This is a genomic window from Pseudomonas sp. DC1.2 (genome assembly GCF_034351645.1).
Classification (GTDB): domain Bacteria; phylum Pseudomonadota; class Gammaproteobacteria; order Pseudomonadales; family Pseudomonadaceae; genus Aquipseudomonas.
The window spans coordinates 5,537,452-5,554,038 of the sequence record NZ_CP133782.1; the positions used below are offsets into that span (position 1 = coordinate 5,537,452).

At 59.0% G+C, this 16,587-nt stretch carries 15 protein-coding genes; 5 read left to right on the forward strand and 10 right to left on the reverse strand.

The window, feature by feature from the left end; genetic code table 11:
- Positions 1-147: 147 nt before the first annotated feature.
- Together RHM68_RS25240 and RHM68_RS25245 are read right to left on the reverse strand one after the other, a co-directional pair.
- A complete protein-coding gene (locus RHM68_RS25240) occupies positions 148-1,296 on the reverse strand; it encodes an NAD(P)/FAD-dependent oxidoreductase (RefSeq protein ID WP_322219697.1) in 1,149 nt (382 codons plus the stop codon).
- Between the two features lie 19 nt (positions 1,297-1,315).
- On the reverse strand, positions 1,316-1,483 hold the full coding sequence (locus tag RHM68_RS25245) for a rubredoxin (RefSeq protein WP_322219698.1): 168 nt from the start codon (positions 1,481-1,483) through the stop codon (positions 1,316-1,318).
- A gap of 200 nt (positions 1,484-1,683) precedes the next feature.
- On the opposite strand from RHM68_RS25245, the gene RHM68_RS25250 reads away from it, so the two are divergent.
- Positions 1,684-2,247: a chorismate--pyruvate lyase family protein gene (locus RHM68_RS25250; RefSeq protein WP_322219699.1), complete on the forward strand. Its 564-nt coding sequence runs from the start codon at positions 1,684-1,686 to the stop codon at positions 2,245-2,247.
- The gene (gene ubiA / locus RHM68_RS25255; protein WP_322219700.1) at positions 2,247-3,137 is read left to right on the forward strand and encodes a 4-hydroxybenzoate octaprenyltransferase; all 891 of its coding nucleotides are present in this window, start codon (positions 2,247-2,249) and stop codon (positions 3,135-3,137) included. Before RHM68_RS25250 ends, ubiA begins: the two co-directional genes overlap by 1 nt.
- 63 nt (positions 3,138-3,200) lie before the next feature.
- Here ubiA and RHM68_RS25260 read toward each other — a convergent pair whose 3' ends face one another.
- The gene (locus tag RHM68_RS25260; protein ID WP_322219701.1) at positions 3,201-3,578 is read right to left on the reverse strand and encodes a hypothetical protein; all 378 of its coding nucleotides are present in this window, start codon (positions 3,576-3,578) and stop codon (positions 3,201-3,203) included.
- Between the two features lie 151 nt (positions 3,579-3,729).
- Here RHM68_RS25260 and phoB point away from each other — a divergent pair, with 151 nt between their 5' ends.
- The 3 genes from phoB to RHM68_RS25275 all read left to right on the forward strand — a co-directional run bounded on the left by phoB (position 3,730) and on the right by RHM68_RS25275 (position 7,233).
- Positions 3,730-4,419 (forward strand): phosphate regulon transcriptional regulator PhoB, encoded by a 690-nt coding sequence (gene phoB / locus RHM68_RS25265; RefSeq protein WP_007896474.1) that lies wholly within the window; start codon positions 3,730-3,732, stop codon positions 4,417-4,419.
- A gap of 26 nt (positions 4,420-4,445) precedes the next feature.
- Positions 4,446-5,780, forward strand: a complete 1,335-nt coding sequence (phoR, locus tag RHM68_RS25270; protein ID WP_322219702.1) for a phosphate regulon sensor histidine kinase PhoR — start codon at positions 4,446-4,448, stop codon at positions 5,778-5,780.
- Positions 5,781-5,892: 112 nt separating this feature from the next.
- Positions 5,893-7,233, forward strand: a complete 1,341-nt coding sequence (locus RHM68_RS25275; protein ID WP_322219703.1) for a hemolysin family protein — start codon at positions 5,893-5,895, stop codon at positions 7,231-7,233.
- 86 nt (positions 7,234-7,319) lie between these two features.
- Here RHM68_RS25275 and RHM68_RS25280 read toward each other — a convergent pair whose 3' ends face one another.
- The 7 genes from RHM68_RS25280 to RHM68_RS25310 form a co-directional block, all read right to left on the reverse strand.
- On the reverse strand, positions 7,320-8,216 hold the full coding sequence (locus tag RHM68_RS25280) for a M23 family metallopeptidase (RefSeq protein ID WP_322219704.1): 897 nt from the start codon (positions 8,214-8,216) through the stop codon (positions 7,320-7,322).
- Between the two features lie 208 nt (positions 8,217-8,424).
- A complete protein-coding gene (locus tag RHM68_RS25285; protein WP_322219705.1) occupies positions 8,425-9,375 on the reverse strand; it encodes a response regulator in 951 nt (316 codons plus the stop codon).
- Positions 9,376-9,541: 166 nt separating this feature from the next.
- Positions 9,542-10,303 carry a phosphate signaling complex protein PhoU gene (gene phoU, locus RHM68_RS25290; RefSeq protein WP_322219706.1) on the reverse strand — a complete coding sequence of 254 codons (762 nt, stop codon included), beginning with the start codon at positions 10,301-10,303 and terminating at the stop codon, positions 9,542-9,544.
- A gap of 71 nt (positions 10,304-10,374) precedes the next feature.
- Entirely contained in the window at positions 10,375-11,208 is an 834-nt protein-coding gene (gene pstB, locus RHM68_RS25295; RefSeq protein WP_007942698.1) for a phosphate ABC transporter ATP-binding protein PstB, read from the reverse strand.
- Positions 11,209-11,336: 128 nt separating this feature from the next.
- Positions 11,337-13,007 carry a phosphate ABC transporter permease PstA gene (pstA, locus tag RHM68_RS25300; RefSeq protein WP_322219707.1) on the reverse strand — a complete coding sequence of 557 codons (1,671 nt, stop codon included), beginning with the start codon at positions 13,005-13,007 and terminating at the stop codon, positions 11,337-11,339.
- Between the two features lie 15 nt (positions 13,008-13,022).
- Positions 13,023-15,308 (reverse strand): ABC transporter permease subunit, encoded by a 2,286-nt coding sequence (locus tag RHM68_RS25305; RefSeq protein WP_416195217.1) that lies wholly within the window; start codon positions 15,306-15,308, stop codon positions 13,023-13,025.
- Between the two features lie 160 nt (positions 15,309-15,468).
- Complete coding sequence (locus RHM68_RS25310) at positions 15,469-16,470, reverse strand: phosphate ABC transporter substrate-binding protein PstS (RefSeq protein ID WP_322219708.1); 1,002 nt, start codon at positions 16,468-16,470, stop codon at positions 15,469-15,471.
- Positions 16,471-16,587: the final 117 nt, after the last annotated feature.

Here is a 16,587-nt window from a genome sequence, read left to right on the forward strand (position 1 = left end):
GTTCTCGTTGGAACAGCGCCCAAGGCGCCGCAGGCTCTACTCTGCGGCAGACGGGAGTGAGGATGGCACGCGCTTAAGGGCGGCGCCAGTCTCGCCAAGACCTTTGTAGGGGCAAAAGCGGGGTGATTCCGACAGAACGACCGTTATTTACGCCAGCAGGGGCGGAAGCTCTTTATTGAGGGCCAGTTTTTCCATGACTGCCGTGCCAGTCAGTGCATAGCCGAGCAATTTCCCCATGTCATCGCGGCACAGCACCTTGATGTCCGCACCCTGCCCTTCAACCGTCCATACGCCTTCGACACCCCGGGGTGGCGGGGAAACCACCAGCGGGCAGACTGGGGTTTTCACGGTAATCGGCATCGGGCCGTAGCTCACCGCTGTTGGATTTCCGGCCAGGGTTTGGGCCAACGCCCTCGCACAGCTCATGAGGGGCATGACGTACAAAAGATTCAGCCCATCGACCTCGGCGCAGTCGCCCAAGGCATAGATATTGGCGTGGGACGTTTTCAGGTGACGATCAACCACCACACCTCGATTGACTTGCACGCCGGCGGCGGCGGCCAAATCGATGCGCGGGCGCAGGCCAATGGCCGAGACCACCACGTCGCACGGGATAATCTGGCCGTCGGACAAATGCGCTTCCAGGCCGTCAGCCACGCGCTGTAAGCGGTTGAGCACCGGCCCCAGATGGAACCGCGCGCCCAGGCTTTCTAGCCCGGCCTGCACGGCAGCGGCCGCCGCCGGGTGCAACAAGGTCGGCATGACCTGCTCGCACGGGGCGACCAATGCGACGTCGTAGCCCCCAAGGATCAGGTCATTGGCGAACTCGCAGCCAATCAAGCCGGCGCCGAGCAGCAACACCCGGCGCTTGCCCGCCGCCGCCGCGCGAAAACGCGCGTAGTCTTCCAGATCGTTGATCGGGAAAACGGCATCTGCGGCATCACCGTCAATGGGCACCCGCACGGTTTCCGCGCCCCAGGCCAGAATCAGATCACGGTAGATCACCGATTCTTCACCGATCCATAGACGCTGGTGGCCTGGGTCGATGCCGCTAATGCGCGTATGGGTGCGCACTTCGGCCTTCAATTGCTCAGCCATGGCGCCCGGTTCAGCCATGCTCAGACCCTCGGCATCTTTATTCTTGCCGAAGCCGGTGGAGAGCATGGGTTTGGAGTAGGAGCGACCGTCATCGGCGGTAATCAATAGCAACGGAGTTTCGCCATCGAGTTTGCGAAACTCTCTGGCCAAGTTGTAGCCAGCCAGCCCGGTGCCGACGATTACGACAGGTGCGTTCATTCCTGACTCCTTTGATGTCTTAGTTGATTTCGATCATTTCGAAATCCATCTTGCCCACGCCGCAGTCCGGACACAGCCAGTCTTGCGGCACGTCCTGCCACAGAGTGCCCGGCGCAATGCCGTCATCCGGCCAGCCGTCGGCTTCGTTGTAGATAAGGCCGCAGACGATACATTGCCACTTTTTCATTCAAATACTTCCTCAGGATTCAGGCGTTTACCGGCGCGAACGGTCGATGGGTGTAACGCTGCCGTCCGGCTCAGGGCGTTTTGTACTGATCGAACCCGGCAGATGCAAGCGTGTTCGGTGCAACGGCGGGCCGGCTCAATCAAAATCGTCGGATGACATGGTAAGCTCGCCGCCTCATTTGCTGCCAATACTGACTCACTGTGCCGCACTCAAAACCCGCCTTTCCGACCCCGCTTTGGCTGCCTCAAGGCCAATTAGCGCCCCGCCCCGATGCGTCTACCCTCGACTGGCTGTTCGATCAAGGCTCTCTGACACGACGGTTGATCCGTCTGTCGAATGATGGCTTCAGCGTCACGCCGTTGTTCGAAGGCTGGCAAGCGCTACGCGCCGACGAGTGCATCGCACTGACGCTCGCGCAAGGCAGCGAAGGCTGGGTGCGTGAAGTGTATTTGCGCGGTCAGGGCGAGGCCTGGGTATTTGCCCGAAGCGTCGCGGCACGTAGCGCGTTGCAGGGTGATGGATTGCACATGGACGAACTGGGCAGCCGCTCATTGGGCGAATTGCTGTTTTGTGATCAGGCGTTTCAGCGTCAGGCCATTGAGGTTTGTCATTATCCTCAACCATGGTTGCCTGTAGAGTCCCGGGCGGCCGAGCTGTGGGGCCGACGCTCGCGTTTCGACCGCGGCGCCCTGAGCGTGCTGGTGGCGGAGGTCTTCCTGCCGACCTTGTGGAGCGCCATCCGCGCCCATCCGGAGAACTGCTGATGTACCAGAGCCTGCTCAAATCCCTGAACCGCCTGAACCCGCGCGCCTGGGATTTCATTCAACTGACACGCGTAGACAAGCCGATCGGTATTTACCTGTTGCTGTGGCCAACGCTGTGGGCGCTGTGGATTGCTGGCAAAGGTTCGCCATCATTGGCCAACATCGTGATTTTCATCCTCGGCGTAATACTGACCCGCGCCGGTGGTTGCGTGATCAACGACTGGGCGGACCGCAAGGTCGATGGTCACGTCAAACGCACTGAACGGCGACCGCTGGTCAGCGGCAAGATCAGCTCCAAAGAAGCATTGGTGTTCTTCGCCGTGCTGATGGGGGTGAGTTTCTTGCTGGTGCTGTGTACGAACGCGGCCACGATCTGGCTGTCACTGGGCGGCTTGGCGCTGGCCTTGAGTTACCCGTTCATGAAGCGCTACACCTATTACCCGCAGGTGGTACTGGGGGCAGCGTTTTCCTGGGGTATACCGATGGCGTTCACTGCCGAAACCGGGGAACTGCCCGCCGTGGCTTGGTTGCTGTGGATCGCCAACCTGCTCTGGACCGTGGGCTACGACACCTACTACGCCATGACCGACCGCGATGACGACCTGAAGATCGGCGTGAAATCCACAGCGATTCTGTTTGGCGACGCGGACCGGGCGATCATTCTGACCTTGCAGGGGCTGGCGCTGGGTTGTCTGTTGCTGGCAGGGTCGAAATTCCAGCTAGGTGGCTGGTTCCACTTGGGGTTACTGGCGGCGGCAGGCTGTTTTGCCTGGGAGTTCTGGTACACCCGTGACAGGGACCGGCTGCGCTGTTTCAAAGCGTTTTTGCACAACCATTGGGCCGGGTTGGCGATTTTTGTCGGGATTGTGCTGGATTACGCGTTGCGCTGAGGTGTGCAAAAGATCGCAGCCTTGGGCTGCGATCTTTTAATCGCTCAAATCGATTTGTGAGAATCAGTGCTTGGGCATGTGCCACATATCTTTGAAGCCTTCGCCCTTCTGGTCCCCAGGCTTTTCATCCTTCATAAAGGTATACAACGGCTTACCGTCGTAGGCCCACTGCATCATGCCGTCATCACGCTTGATCGGCATGAACTTGCCTTCAGCCATGGCACCCGCCGGGGCCATCATCGGTGGCCAGTTCTTGGCACAATCACCGTTGCACATCGATTTGCCACCTGCGTCCTTGTCGAACGTATAAACGGTCATACCTTTGTGGTCGACCATTACACCGTCTTTCATCATTACCGGGTCAGCGGCGAAGGCCATGGCCGGCAGGGCAAGGGCTGCGGCCAACATCAGGGCCTTAAAGGATTGCGTGTAGTGAGACATGGAAACCTTCTTGTGTGGTTGTCAGGATTCGGACTTGGAGCTTAGACCAGGATCATGACAATCGCAGGGCGACTAAAATACTGTCACACGACTGCAATAATTCCGTTATCTAATGCGGCGCAAGACAGTTAAATGACAAGAGGATTAACGCATGGTTGGCAGGAGCATTCTGATCGTCGACGACGAAGCGCCCATTCGCGAAATGATCGCCGTTGCGTTGGAAATGGCCGGCTATGACTGCCTGGAGGCGGAAAACTCACAACAGGCACATGCCATCATCGTAGACCGCAAACCCGACCTGATCCTTCTCGACTGGATGCTGCCCGGCACCTCCGGCATCGAACTGGCCCGCCGTCTCAAGCGCGATGAGCTGACCGGGGACATCCCGATCATCATGCTCACCGCCAAGGGTGAAGAGGACAACAAGATCCAGGGCCTGGAAGTCGGCGCCGACGACTACATCACCAAACCGTTTTCCCCCCGTGAGCTGGTGGCGCGCCTCAAAGCCGTGCTGCGCCGCGCCGGCCCGACCGATGGCGAAGCGCCAATCGAAGTCGGTGGCCTGCTGCTGGACCCGATCAGCCACCGCGTGACGATCGACGGCAAACCCGCCGAGATGGGCCCGACCGAATACCGCTTGCTGCAATTCTTCATGACTCACCAGGAGCGCGCCTACACCCGTGGCCAGTTGCTGGATCAGGTCTGGGGCGGCAATGTCTATGTTGAAGAACGCACCGTCGACGTCCACATCCGGCGACTGCGCAAAGCCCTCGGCGATGCCTACGAAAATCTGGTACAAACCGTGCGCGGCACCGGTTACCGGTTTTCCACCAAGGCTTGAGCTGACCGCCAGACTCGCTGACAAGGATGCACGTTGACGTGAACCAAAACTGGCATGGCACTCTGATTCGCCACATGCTGTTACTGGTCACCGCTTGCTTGGTGATCGGTCTGATATCCGGCTACTACGGCTGGAGCCTTGCGGTGGGCCTGGGTCTTTATCTGGCCTGGACGCTCAGACAATTGCTGCGGCTGCACGAATGGCTGCGCCTGCATAAATCCGATGAAGCACCGCCCGACGGCTATGGCCTGTGGGGCGAGGTGTTCGACAGCATCTATCACCTGCAACGCCGTGATCAACGGGTGCGTGGGCGCCTGCAAGCGGTGATCGACCGGGTTCAGGAATCCACCGCCGCGCTCAAGGACGCGGTGATCATGCTCGACAGCGATGGCAACCTGGAATGGTGGAACCGCGCCGCCGAAACCCTGCTCGGTCTCAAAACCCCGCAGGACAGCGGCCAGCCCGTCACCAACCTGGTGCGCCACCCGCGCTTCAAGGAATACTTCGAGCAAGACAGCTACGCCGAACCGTTGGAAATCCCTTCGCCGATCAATGATCGCCTGCGCATTCAGCTCTACATCACCCGCTACGGTAATAACGAGCACCTGATGCTGGTACGCGACGTCACGCGTATTCATCAGCTGGAGCAGATGCGTAAAGATTTCATCGCCAACGTCTCCCATGAGTTGCGCACGCCGCTGACGGTGATCTGCGGCTACCTGGAAACCCTGCTCGACAACGTCGAGGACGTGAACCCGCGCTGGAGCCGTGCCTTGCAGCAAATGCAGCAACAGGGCGGGCGCATGCAGACCCTGCTCAACGACTTGCTGCTACTGGCCAAACTGGAGGCCACCGATTACCCGTCAGACAACCATCCAGTCGCCATTGACGGCCTGCTGAAATCAATAAAAAGCGACGCTCAGCAGTTGTCGGGCCAGAAAAACCAACACATCACTCTGGAAGCAGACCCGACGATTATGCTCAAGGGCAGCGAAGCCGAAATACGCAGCGCCTTCTCCAATCTGGTGTTTAACGCGGTGAAGTACACCCCCGCCGAAGGCAATATTCGCATCCGCTGGTGGGGCGACGTGCAAGGTGCGCACCTGAGCGTGCAGGATTCGGGCATCGGCATCGACAGCAAGCACCTGCCACGGCTGACGGAACGCTTCTACCGCGTCGATTCCAGCCGCAACTCCAACACCGGTGGCACCGGCCTTGGGCTGGCGATCGTCAAACACGTGCTGCTGCGCCACCGTGCGCGCATGGAAATCAGCAGCGTACCGGGGCATGGCAGCACGTTTACCTGCCATTTCGCACCGACCCAAGTGAGCAAATCTCACCTTATCAGCACGGCCGACTGATACCGACACTAGGCAATCGCACAGTCAGCCGCTACATTGGCTGACTTGTGCCTGCCCTTCAGGCACCGCATTTCCCTTTTTTCTGAACACACGGAACCCGCAAAACTCCATCATGGACCCATCCCCTGGCTTGACCCTCGCGACACTCTTCGCCGATTTCGGCATGATTCTTTTTGCTCTGATCCTGGTTTTGCTCAACGGTTTTTTCGTTGCGGCCGAATTTGCCATGGTCAAACTGCGCTCGACCCGGGTCGAGGCCATCGCTGAAAAAAACGGCTGGCGCGGACACATCCTGCGCACCGTACACAGTCAGCTCGATGCGTACCTCTCGGCGTGCCAGTTAGGGATCACGCTCGCCTCCCTGGGCCTGGGTTGGGTCGGTGAGCCGGCCTTCGCGCACATCCTCGAACCGATGCTCAGCGCTGTGGGCGTGCAGTCGCCTGAAGTGATCAAAGGCGTGTCGTTCTTCGCCGCGTTCTTTGTGATTTCGTACCTGCACATCGTGGTCGGCGAGCTGGCGCCCAAGTCGTGGGCGATCCGCAAACCCGAGCTGTTGTCGCTCTGGACCGCCGTGCCGCTGTACCTGTTCTACTGGGCCATGTACCCGGCAATTTACCTGCTCAATGCCAGCGCCAACTTCATCCTGCGAATTGCTGGCCAGGGCGAACCCGGCCCGCATCACGAGCACCATTACAGCCGTGAAGAACTGAAACTGATCCTGCACTCCAGCCGTGGGCAGGACCCGAGCGACCAAGGTATGCGTGTTTTGGCCTCTGCCGTGGAAATGGGCGAGCTGGAAGTGGTGGACTGGGCCAACTCCAGGGAAGACCTGGTGACGCTGGAGTTCAACGCGCCGCTCAAGGAAATCCTCGCGTTGTTCCGTCGCCATAAATTCAGCCGCTACCCGGTGTACGACAGCGACCGCCAAGAGTTCGTCGGCCTGCTGCACATCAAGGATTTGCTGCTGGAACTGGCGGCGCTGGACCACATTCCCGAATCATTCAACCTGGCGGAGTTGACCCGTCCGCTGGAACGCATTTCGCGGCACATGCCGCTGTCGCAGTTGCTGGAACAGTTCCGCAAGGGCGGTTCGCACTTCGCCGTGGTCGAGGAGGCCGATGGCAACATCATTGGCTACCTGACGATGGAAGACGTGCTGGAAGTGCTGGTGGGCGACATTCAGGACGAGCACCGCAAGGCCGAGCGCGGAATCCTGGCGTATCAGCCGGGCAAGTTGCTGGTGCGTGGCGATACACCGCTGTTCAAGGTTGAGCGTCTGTTGGGTATCGACCTGGACCACATCGAAGCCGAAACCCTTGCCGGGCTGGTCTACGAAACCCTGAAACGGGTGCCGGCCGAGGAAGAAGTGCTGGAAGTCGAAGGTTTGCGGATCATCATCAAGAAGATGAAAGGGCCAAAAATCATTCTGGCCAAGGTGTTGATGCTGGATTGATGCGCTGATCCAAATCCACCTCGATCCCTTCGCAAGCAGGCTCGCCGCCACAGCTTGCTCGCGAAGGCCTCAGAACAGGCAGCGCCTCAGCGTTTACCCATCGCAAAGTTGGGCAACACGCCCACCGGTTGATTGAACTGGTACGGAATCGACACCAGCCCCAACCCGGTGTTGCGCTGCACCACAAAATGCAGATGTGGCCCGCTGCTGTTGCCGGTATTGCCCGACAGCGCCAGGGCGCTGCCCACCCTCACGCGCTGACCTTCACGCACGCTCACCGAGCCTTGCTTGAGGTGCAAATACACGCCCATGGTCCCGTCATCGTGCAACACCCGTACAAAGTTGCCGGACGGATCGTTGCCACGCCCGTTCTGGTCATTCTCGGTTTTCACCACCACACCCTCACGCGCCGCGATGATCGGCGTGCCTTCGGGCATGGCGATGTCCATGGCATAGCGGCTCTTCGCGCCAAAGTGGCTGTATTGACCATTGGCGCCCTGACTCAGCCGAAACGGACCACCGCGCCATGGGAAGGGATAACGATAGCTCTGAGTGGCGCCCGCAGGGTCCCCCAGGAAGTATTGGAACATCGGGGTATACACCAGCGGCTTGCCACCCGTCATCGCCGTCAGCAACGCCAGACGCGAGTTGCTGCGTGCCGGGAGCACCCGACGAATTGGCTGGCTCGGCGCGCCTTTGACGTTCTGCACGCCGGTAAAGCCCAACTCGACTTCAACGGGCGCATACAGATCGTTACGCACAAACACGACGTCCACGCCTTTCTGCTTTTGGATGTCGAGGTACACCTGGCGCTCCAGGTGCTCGACCATTCGATCGCGGAAGACGAACACCTGCGAACCTTTCGTCGGCCGATCGCTGTAAGAGACCACGCCATTGGCGTCGGTAGATTTGTAAATGGTCATGGCCACAGCCGAGGTGGAGGCCAGGAAAAGACCACAGAGAAGCAGCGAGCGCAGGAGCATGGGCAAGAGTCTGTCGATTAAGGCCTGGAAAGCAGCCTAGCAGTTGAAAGGGATCAGGGTAATCGGCAGATGTTTCAGAAGGGTTGCGTCAGCGGGAGGGCTGCTGGGTTTTAGGGCCTCTTCGCGAGCAAGCCCGCTCCCACAAGGATGGCGATAAACAGTGGGAGCGGGCTTGCCCGCAATAGCGATTTAACAAGCAACGCGACGCTTAAGCACCCGGCACAAAATGCTTTTGCGCCGTGCCGCGGGCGATCAGACGGGAGATGTAATCGAGTTTCTGCGCGTCCTGATCGACAAAGCGGAAAGTCAGTTGCAGCCACTCGCTGTCAGGTTTGGCTTCAAACGCAACGATGGCGTGCAGGTAGCCGTTGAGGCGTGCCGTTTCAGCGTTATCGCCCTGCTCCATATCGAGCACGGCGCTGTCGAGTACTTGCGGCAGGTTGTCGGTGCGCTTCACCACCAACAGGGCTTCCTTGAGACTCAAGGCCTTGATCACACATTGCTGAGTGCCGTTTGTCAGCCGCAGTTGACCCTGTCCACGACCGCTGGCCGGGGCCGACGCCGCAACAGGTGCCTTGACCGGCGGGCTGTTGAGCAAACCACGGGACGGGGCGACGGCCGGGGCGGGTGCGGCGGCGACCGGTTTGGCGAACGGGTTGACCGGCGCGGCCGATGGCGTGACCACAGGCGCCTTGCCGCCAGTCAATGCGCTCAGGGAATCGTTGCCGAATGCCGAGTTCATTTTGCTCGGAGCGCTGTTCATCAACGTGTCGAGTTTGCCGACCTTGTTCAGCGCTTGCTTGACCTTGGTCAGCAACTGTTCGTTGGTGAATGGCTTGCTGACGTAACCAGAAACGCCGGCCTGGATGGCCTGAACCACGTTTTCTTTATCGCCACGGCTGGTCACCATCACGAACGGCATGGTCTTGAGATTGTCTTGCTCGCGGCACCAGGTCAGCAGTTCCAGACCTGACATTTCCGGCATTTCCCAGTCACACAACACGAGGTCAAAAGGTTCCCGTGCCAGTATCGCCTGAGCTTTTTTACCATTGACTGCGTCTTCGATCCGTATGCCAGGGAAGTAATTGCGCAGGCACTTCTTTACCAGGTCACGAATGAACGACGCATCGTCCACGACCAACACACTGATCTTGCTCATCCAACACCCCTTAAAAAATCCCGGCAAGCATACCGTTTTGCTGATGGCACATTGCCTAAAACTTCCAGACACGCCGAGACTTTTCGTTCGCGGGTGCTGCTTACGAATTCATGAGCCACAAACAAAAACGCCCAGCCAAAAGGCCGGGCGCTTTTCTTGGGCAACCTTACTTATCGTCAGCTTTGCCCGGAACATTAGCGGTTTCGGCGCTTGTGCCTTCCACTTCTGCTTTCATGCGCTTGAGACCCATGTGCCGCACGTCGGTGCCACGCACCAAATAAATCACCAGTTCAGAGATATTTCGGGCGTGATCGCCGATCCGCTCCAGCGAACGCAACACCCAAATAATGCTCAAGACCCTTGTGATAGAGCGCGGGTCTTCCATCATGTAAGTCGCCAGCTCACGCAGCGCGGTCTTGTATTCGCGGTCGATGATTTTGTCGTACTGAGCCACCGACAACGCCAGGTCGGCGTCAAACCGGGCAAATGCGTCCAACGCATCACGCACCATGTTGCGCACCTGGTCGCCAATGTGGCGCACCTCAACGTAACCACGCGGCGCTTCGCCCTCTTCGCACAACTGAATGGCGCGGCGGGCAATCTTGGTCGCTTCGTCGCCGATACGCTCCAGGTCGATCACCGACTTGGAGATGCTGATAATCAGACGCAGGTCGGATGCCGCCGGCTGGCGACGGGCAAGAATGCGCAGGCATTCTTCGTCGATATTGCGTTCCATCTGGTTGATCTGGTCGTCGATCTCGCGAACCTGCTGGGCCAGACCGGAGTCGGCCTCTATCAGCGCGGTCACCGCGTCGTTGACCTGTTTTTCCACCAGCCCGCCCATGGCCAGGAGGTGGCTGCGCACTTCCTCAAGCTCGGCATTGAACTGCGCGGAGATGTGATGGGTAAGGCCTTCTTTACTAATCATGTTGGCGTCCTGGGAGCGTCCGGTAAGGTGCGGTGGACCGCAGCGTCAATTCAGTGAGCAATAACAGCTTCCTAGCCGTAACGACCGGTGATGTAGTCTTCGGTCTGCTTCTTCGCCGGATTGGTGAACAGCGTGTCGGTGTCGCCAAATTCCACCAGTTTGCCCATGTACATGAACGCCGTGTAGTCGGAAACCCGCGCGGCCTGCTGCATGTTGTGGGTCACGATGACGATGGTGAACTTGGATTTGAGTTCGTAGATCAGCTCTTCGACTTTCAACGTCGAGATTGGGTCGAGCGCCGAGCACGGTTCGTCGAGCAACAGCACTTCGGGTTCTACGGCGATGGTGCGCGCGATCACCAGACGTTGCTGCTGACCACCGGACAAGCCGAGGGCCGACTCATGCAGCCGGTCTTTGACTTCGTCCCACAGCGCTGCACCTTTAAGTGCCCACTCAACCGCTTCGTCGAGAATGCGCTTCTTGTTGATGCCCTGGATGCGCAGGCCATAAACCACGTTTTCGTAGATGGTTTTCGGAAACGGGTTCGGCTTCTGGAACACCATGCCGACGCGACGACGCAGCTCGGCGACGTCTTCACCTTTGCGGTAAATGTTGTTGCCATAGAGGTTGATCGCGCCTTCAACGCGGCAGCCGTCCACCAGATCGTTCATACGGTTGAACGTGCGCAGCAACGTGGACTTGCCGCAACCAGACGGCCCGATAAACGCGGTCACGCGCTGTTTCGGGATGTTCATGCTGACGTCGTACAGCGCTTGTTTGTCGCCGTAGAACAAGCTCAGGCCCGGGACTTCGATGGCCACGGTTTCCTGCTCAAGGCTCAGGCTTTGTTTGTCGCGCCCCAGGGCCGACATGTTGATGCCGTGGGTGTGTGTTTCGTGCTGCATGGGAGGCTCCCTGTGCTAACAAATTCGGTTCGGTGGTGTGGAAGCGAGCCTGCTCGCGAAGGGGCCATCTCTGGCGCCAAAAGCTTCGCGAGCAGCTTGCTCCCACCTAAAAATCATTCCGGCGGTTATTAACTATCCAGCGCTTTGTATTTCTCGCGCAGATGGTTGCGTATGTACACGGCCGACAGGTTGAGCGTGGCGATCACCAGCACCAGCAGCAGCGCCGTGGCATAGACCAACGGCCGTGCAGCTTCGACGTTCGGGCTCTGGAAGCCAACGTCATAAATATGGAAGCCCAAGTGCATGATCTTCTGGTCCAGGTGCAGGTACGGGTAGTTGCCATCCACCGGCAGCGACGGCGCCAGCTTCACCACACCCACCAGCATCAGCGGCGCCACTTCACCCGCGGCGCGGGCCACGGCAAGGATCATCCCGGTCATCATTGCCGGGCTGGCCATGGGCAGCACAATCTTCCACAACGTTTCAGCCTTGGTCGCGCCGAGGGCCAACGAGCCTTCGCGAACGGTGCGGGGAATCCGCGCGAGGCCTTCTTCGGTGGCCACGATGACCACCGGAACCGCCAGCAGCGCCAGGGTCAGCGAGGCCCAGAGCAGGCCCGGCGTACCGAAAGTCGGCGCCGGCAACGCTTCAGGGAAGAACAATCGATCCACCGAACCGCCCAGCACATAGACGAAGAAGCCCAGGCCGAACACGCCGTAAACAATCGCCGGAACCCCCGCCAGGTTGTTCACCGCAATACGGATCAGGCGCGTCATGGCGTTCTGCTTCGCATACTCGCGAAGGTAGACCGCGGCCAGTACGCCGAACGGGGTCACGATCATCGCCATGATCAGGGTCATCATCACAGTGCCGAAAATCGCCGGGAAGATCCCGCCCTCGGTATTTGCTTCACGCGGGTCGTCGCTGAGGAACTCCCAGACCTTGCTGAAATAGAAGCCAATCTTGGTGAGGTAGCCCATGGCATTCGGCTGATAGGCGTGAACGACTTTGCCAATCGGGATTTCGATCTCTTTGCCGTTGGCATCGCGAGCCGTCAGGCTGTCGCGATTGAACTGCGCGTGCAAATCGCCAAGGCGCACTTCGATGTCTTGATAACGAGCGTTCAGTTCAGCGCGCTCGCCATCCATGTCGGCTTGCGCAGCGGCGTCGAGCTTGCCGGCCAGTTCCAGTTTGCGACCGTGCAGACGGATGCGTTCGAGACCGGCGTTGATCGCGCCGATGTCGGATTTTTCCAGGCTCTTGAGCTGGGCCGCGATTTTGTTGACGCGATTAACCCGCGCCTGCAACTCAGGCCAACTCGCTTCACCTTCAGCGATGACCTTGCCGTCCTGTTTGACGTTGACCAGGTAACCGTAGAAGTTGCCCCACTCACGACGCTCAATGGTCATCAGCTCTGGCGGAGTCGTCAGATTGGTCAGCCACTCGCCGACAATCCAGGTGAAGTCATTGCCGTTCAAGTCACGGTTACCGACCTTGATCAGCTCACGGGTCATGAACTCCGGGCCCGCATCGGGCACCGGCAGGCCAGCACTTTTCAGGCGCTCACGCGGCACTTCTTCTTTCTGCACCACTTCGCCGATAACCAGGTGATTAGCCTGGCCCGGTACGTCGTAGCTGGCATGGACCAAGTCCGCCGGCCAGAAGTGCCCCAGACCGCGCACAGCGATCACCGCCAACAACCCAATGGTCATGATGACGGCGATGGACACCGCGCCACCGCTGATCCAGACGCCAGGGGCGCCGCTCTTGAACCATCCGTTCAGGGAGTTCTGTTTCACAGACTTCTACCTTTCTTAAAGCGACGAGTATTTCTTGCGCAGACGCTGACGAATCAGTTCCGCGAGGGTGTTCATGACGAAGGTGAACAACAGCAGCACCAGCGCCGACAGGAACAGCACGCGGTAATGGCTGCCGCCTACTTCCGACTCCGGCATTTCCACCGCGACGTTAGCCGCCAAGGTGCGCAGGCCTTCGAACAGGTTCATTTCCATGACCGGGGTGTTGCCGGTAGCCATCAACACGATCATGGTTTCACCGACCGCACGGCCCATGCCGATCATCAGCGCCGAGAAAATACCGGGGCTGGCGGTGAGGATCACCACGCGGGTCATGGTTTGCCACGGCGTAGCGCCGAGGGCCAGAGACCCCAGGGTCAGGCCACGCGGCACGCTGAACACGGCGTCTTCGGCGATGGAGTAGATATTCGGGATCACTGCGAAACCCATGGCCAGACCGACCACCAGAGCGTTGCGCTGATCGTAGGTGATGCCCAGGTCGTGGGAGATCCACATGCGCATGTCACCGCCGAAGAACCAGGTTTCCATATACGGGCTCATGTACAGCGACAACCAGCCCACAAACAGAATCACCGGAATCAAAATCGCGCTTTCCCAGCCGTCCGGCACCCGCAGGCGAATCGACTCAGGCAAGCGACTGAAGGTGAAACCGGCCACCAGAATACCGACCGGCATCAGCAGCAACAGGCTGAAAATCCCTGGTAAGTGCCCTTCTACATAAGGGGCAAGGAACAGACCGGCGAAGAAACCGAGGATCACCGTCGGCATCGCCTCCATCAGCTCGATCACCGGCTTGACCTTGCGGCGCAGACTCGGGGCCATGAAGTAGGCGGTGTAGATAGCCGCGGCAACGGCCAGCGGAGCAGCCAGCAGCATGGCGTAGAACGCAGCCTTGAGCGTGCCGAAGGTCAGCGGTGCCAAGCTCATCTTGGGTTCGAAGTCGGTATTGGCGGCCGTCGATTGCCAGACGTATTTAGGCTCGTCGTAGTTTTCGTACCAGACCTTGCTCCACAACGCGCTCCAGGAAACCTCGGGGTGCGGGTTATCCAGCAGCAGCGGTTGCAGCTTGCCACCCGCCTCCACGATCAGGCGGTTGGCGCGCGGCGAGAGCCCGAAAAGACCTTCGCCGTCGATCACTTGATTCACCAACAGCGTGCGGTGAGCCGTGCTATGGAACACGCCGAGTTTGCCGGAGGCATCCAGCGCGACGAAGCCTTTGCGACGCTCTTCGGCGTTGACTTCTACGATCGGCGTGGTGCCCATCTGGAAGGTACGAATCTGCTTCAGCCGCTGCTCGCCATCCGGATCGCGGGCCATGAACCACTGGGCCAAGCCACCTTTGGAGTTACCGATGATCAGCGAAATACCGCCCACCAACTGGGTACTGGCGGTGACTTGAGCGTCACCGTCTTCGAGCAGTTTGTAGCGACCGTTGAGGCTTTTTTCGCTGAGGCTGAACACGTCGGCCTGGGCGCGCCCGTTAATCACGTACAACCACTGCTGACGTGGGTCGACAAAGATGTTTTTAACCGGCTCAGTCATTTGCGGCAGATCGATGCGCTTCTGCTCGTTGGTGACTTCGCCAGTCATCATGTTTTCTTCGCTCGTCAGCGACAGTACCTGCAACTGCGAACCGGTAGAGCCGGCCAGCAGCAGCGTGGTATCAGTGGCATTGAGGCTGACGTGTTCCAGCGCACCGCCCGCCTCGTTCAGCACAATCGGGGCTTCGCCGTAGGGGTACTCAATGGCCGGCGAGATGGTCTTCTTGCCGTCCGGGTAACTGACTTTATAGGTGTGCCGAAATACCAGAACCTGACCGTTGGACAGGCCGACCGCCACCAGCGGATGACCTGGCTGGTCTTTAGCAATGGAGGTCACGGTGGTGCCCGCCGGAACCGGCAGATCGACGCGCTTGAGTTCGGCGCCACTGTCGATATCAAAAAACAGCGCCTGGCCCTTGTCGGAAATACGCATCGCGACCTGGTTCTGCTCTTCCAGCGAGATCAGCAACGGTTTGCCGGCGTCTTTTATCCAGGCGGGGGTGATCGCATCGTGGGCGCTCAGGCTAGCACCCTGGAACAAAGGCGCAACGACGTAGGCCAGGAAGAAGAAGATCAGCGTGATTGCGCCGAGCACAGCAAGGCCGCCAACGAAAACGTACCAGCGGGTCAGGCGATCTTTAAGCGCACGAATGCGGCGCTTGCGTTTCAGCTCAGGCGTATTGAAATCAATGCGCTTGGGAGGGGACGTCGTAGTCATTGGGGAATTGGCCAGATCATTCATGCGCACACCCTAGCGATCCTGTATGACAGAAAGATGACAGTGCAGTGACGCAACAAAACCGCCGCTCGAGTGAACGGGCAGCGGAGCAAAAAATTAGAGGGGCGTGAGGGAGCGAAACGCTCCCTCACTAGAGCCCGAGGACTAACCCGGACTCAGGGTGTTACTTCTTTGCGACTTCAGCGCTGCCTTCTTGCAGACCCAGGTCAGCCAGTGCTTTTGCAGCAACTTTGGCCGGCAGTGGGATATAGCCGTCTTTCACTACCACTTCCTGGCCCTGTTTAGACAGAACCAGTTTCACGAACTCGGCTTCCAGCGGGGCCAGAGGCTTGTTCGGGGCTTTGTTGACGTAGACGTAAAGGAAACGCGACAGCGGGTATTTACCGTTCAGGGCGTTTTCTTCGCTGTCTTCGATGAACTCAGTGCTGCCTTTCTTCGACAGAGCGACTGTTTTCACGCTAGCAGTTTTGTAGCCGATGCCCGAATAACCGATGCCGTTCAGCGAGGAGCTGATCGACTGCACGACCGACGCCGAACCTGGTTGTTCGTTGACGTTTGGCTTGTAGTCGCCTTTGCACAGGGCTTCTTCCTTGAAGTAGCCGTAAGTGCCGGATACCGAGTTACGACCGAACAGTTGAACTGGCTTGTTGGCCAGGTCGCCCGTCACGCCCAGGTCACCCCAGGTTTTGACTTCGGTTTTAGCGCCGCACAGACGAGTCGAAGAGAAGATTGCGTCGACTTGCTCCATGGTCAGGTGCTGGATCGGGTTGTCTTTGTGTACGAAGACGGCCAGGGCGTCCACGGCCACCGGGATAGCGGTTGGCTTGTAGCCGTACTTCTGCTCGAAGGCAGCCAGTTCGGTGTCCTTCATTTTGCGGCTCATCGGGCCCAGGTTAGAGGTGCCTTCAGTCAACGCAGGTGGCGCAGTGGCGGAGCCAGCGGCCTGAATCTGGATATTTACGTTCGGGTATTCTTTTTTGTAGTTCTCAGCCCACAGGGTCATGAGGTTGGCCAGGGTATCGGAGCCGACGCTGGACAGGTTGCCCGACACACCAGTGGTCTTGGTGTAGCTCGGGATCGACGGGTCAACAGCGGCGAACGCGTTAGCGGTCGCAACGCCAGCAGCGACAAAAGTCATTGCCGCCATCAAACGCTTCAGTTTCATGCCTTACTCCTAGCAGATAGGGTGTGTTAAGTCGGGGCCAAGTATCAGCAGGCCGTGTGAACACTCTATGGCTGAAATATGACAATTAGATGAAAGGCCAGCATTCGGCATCCGGCA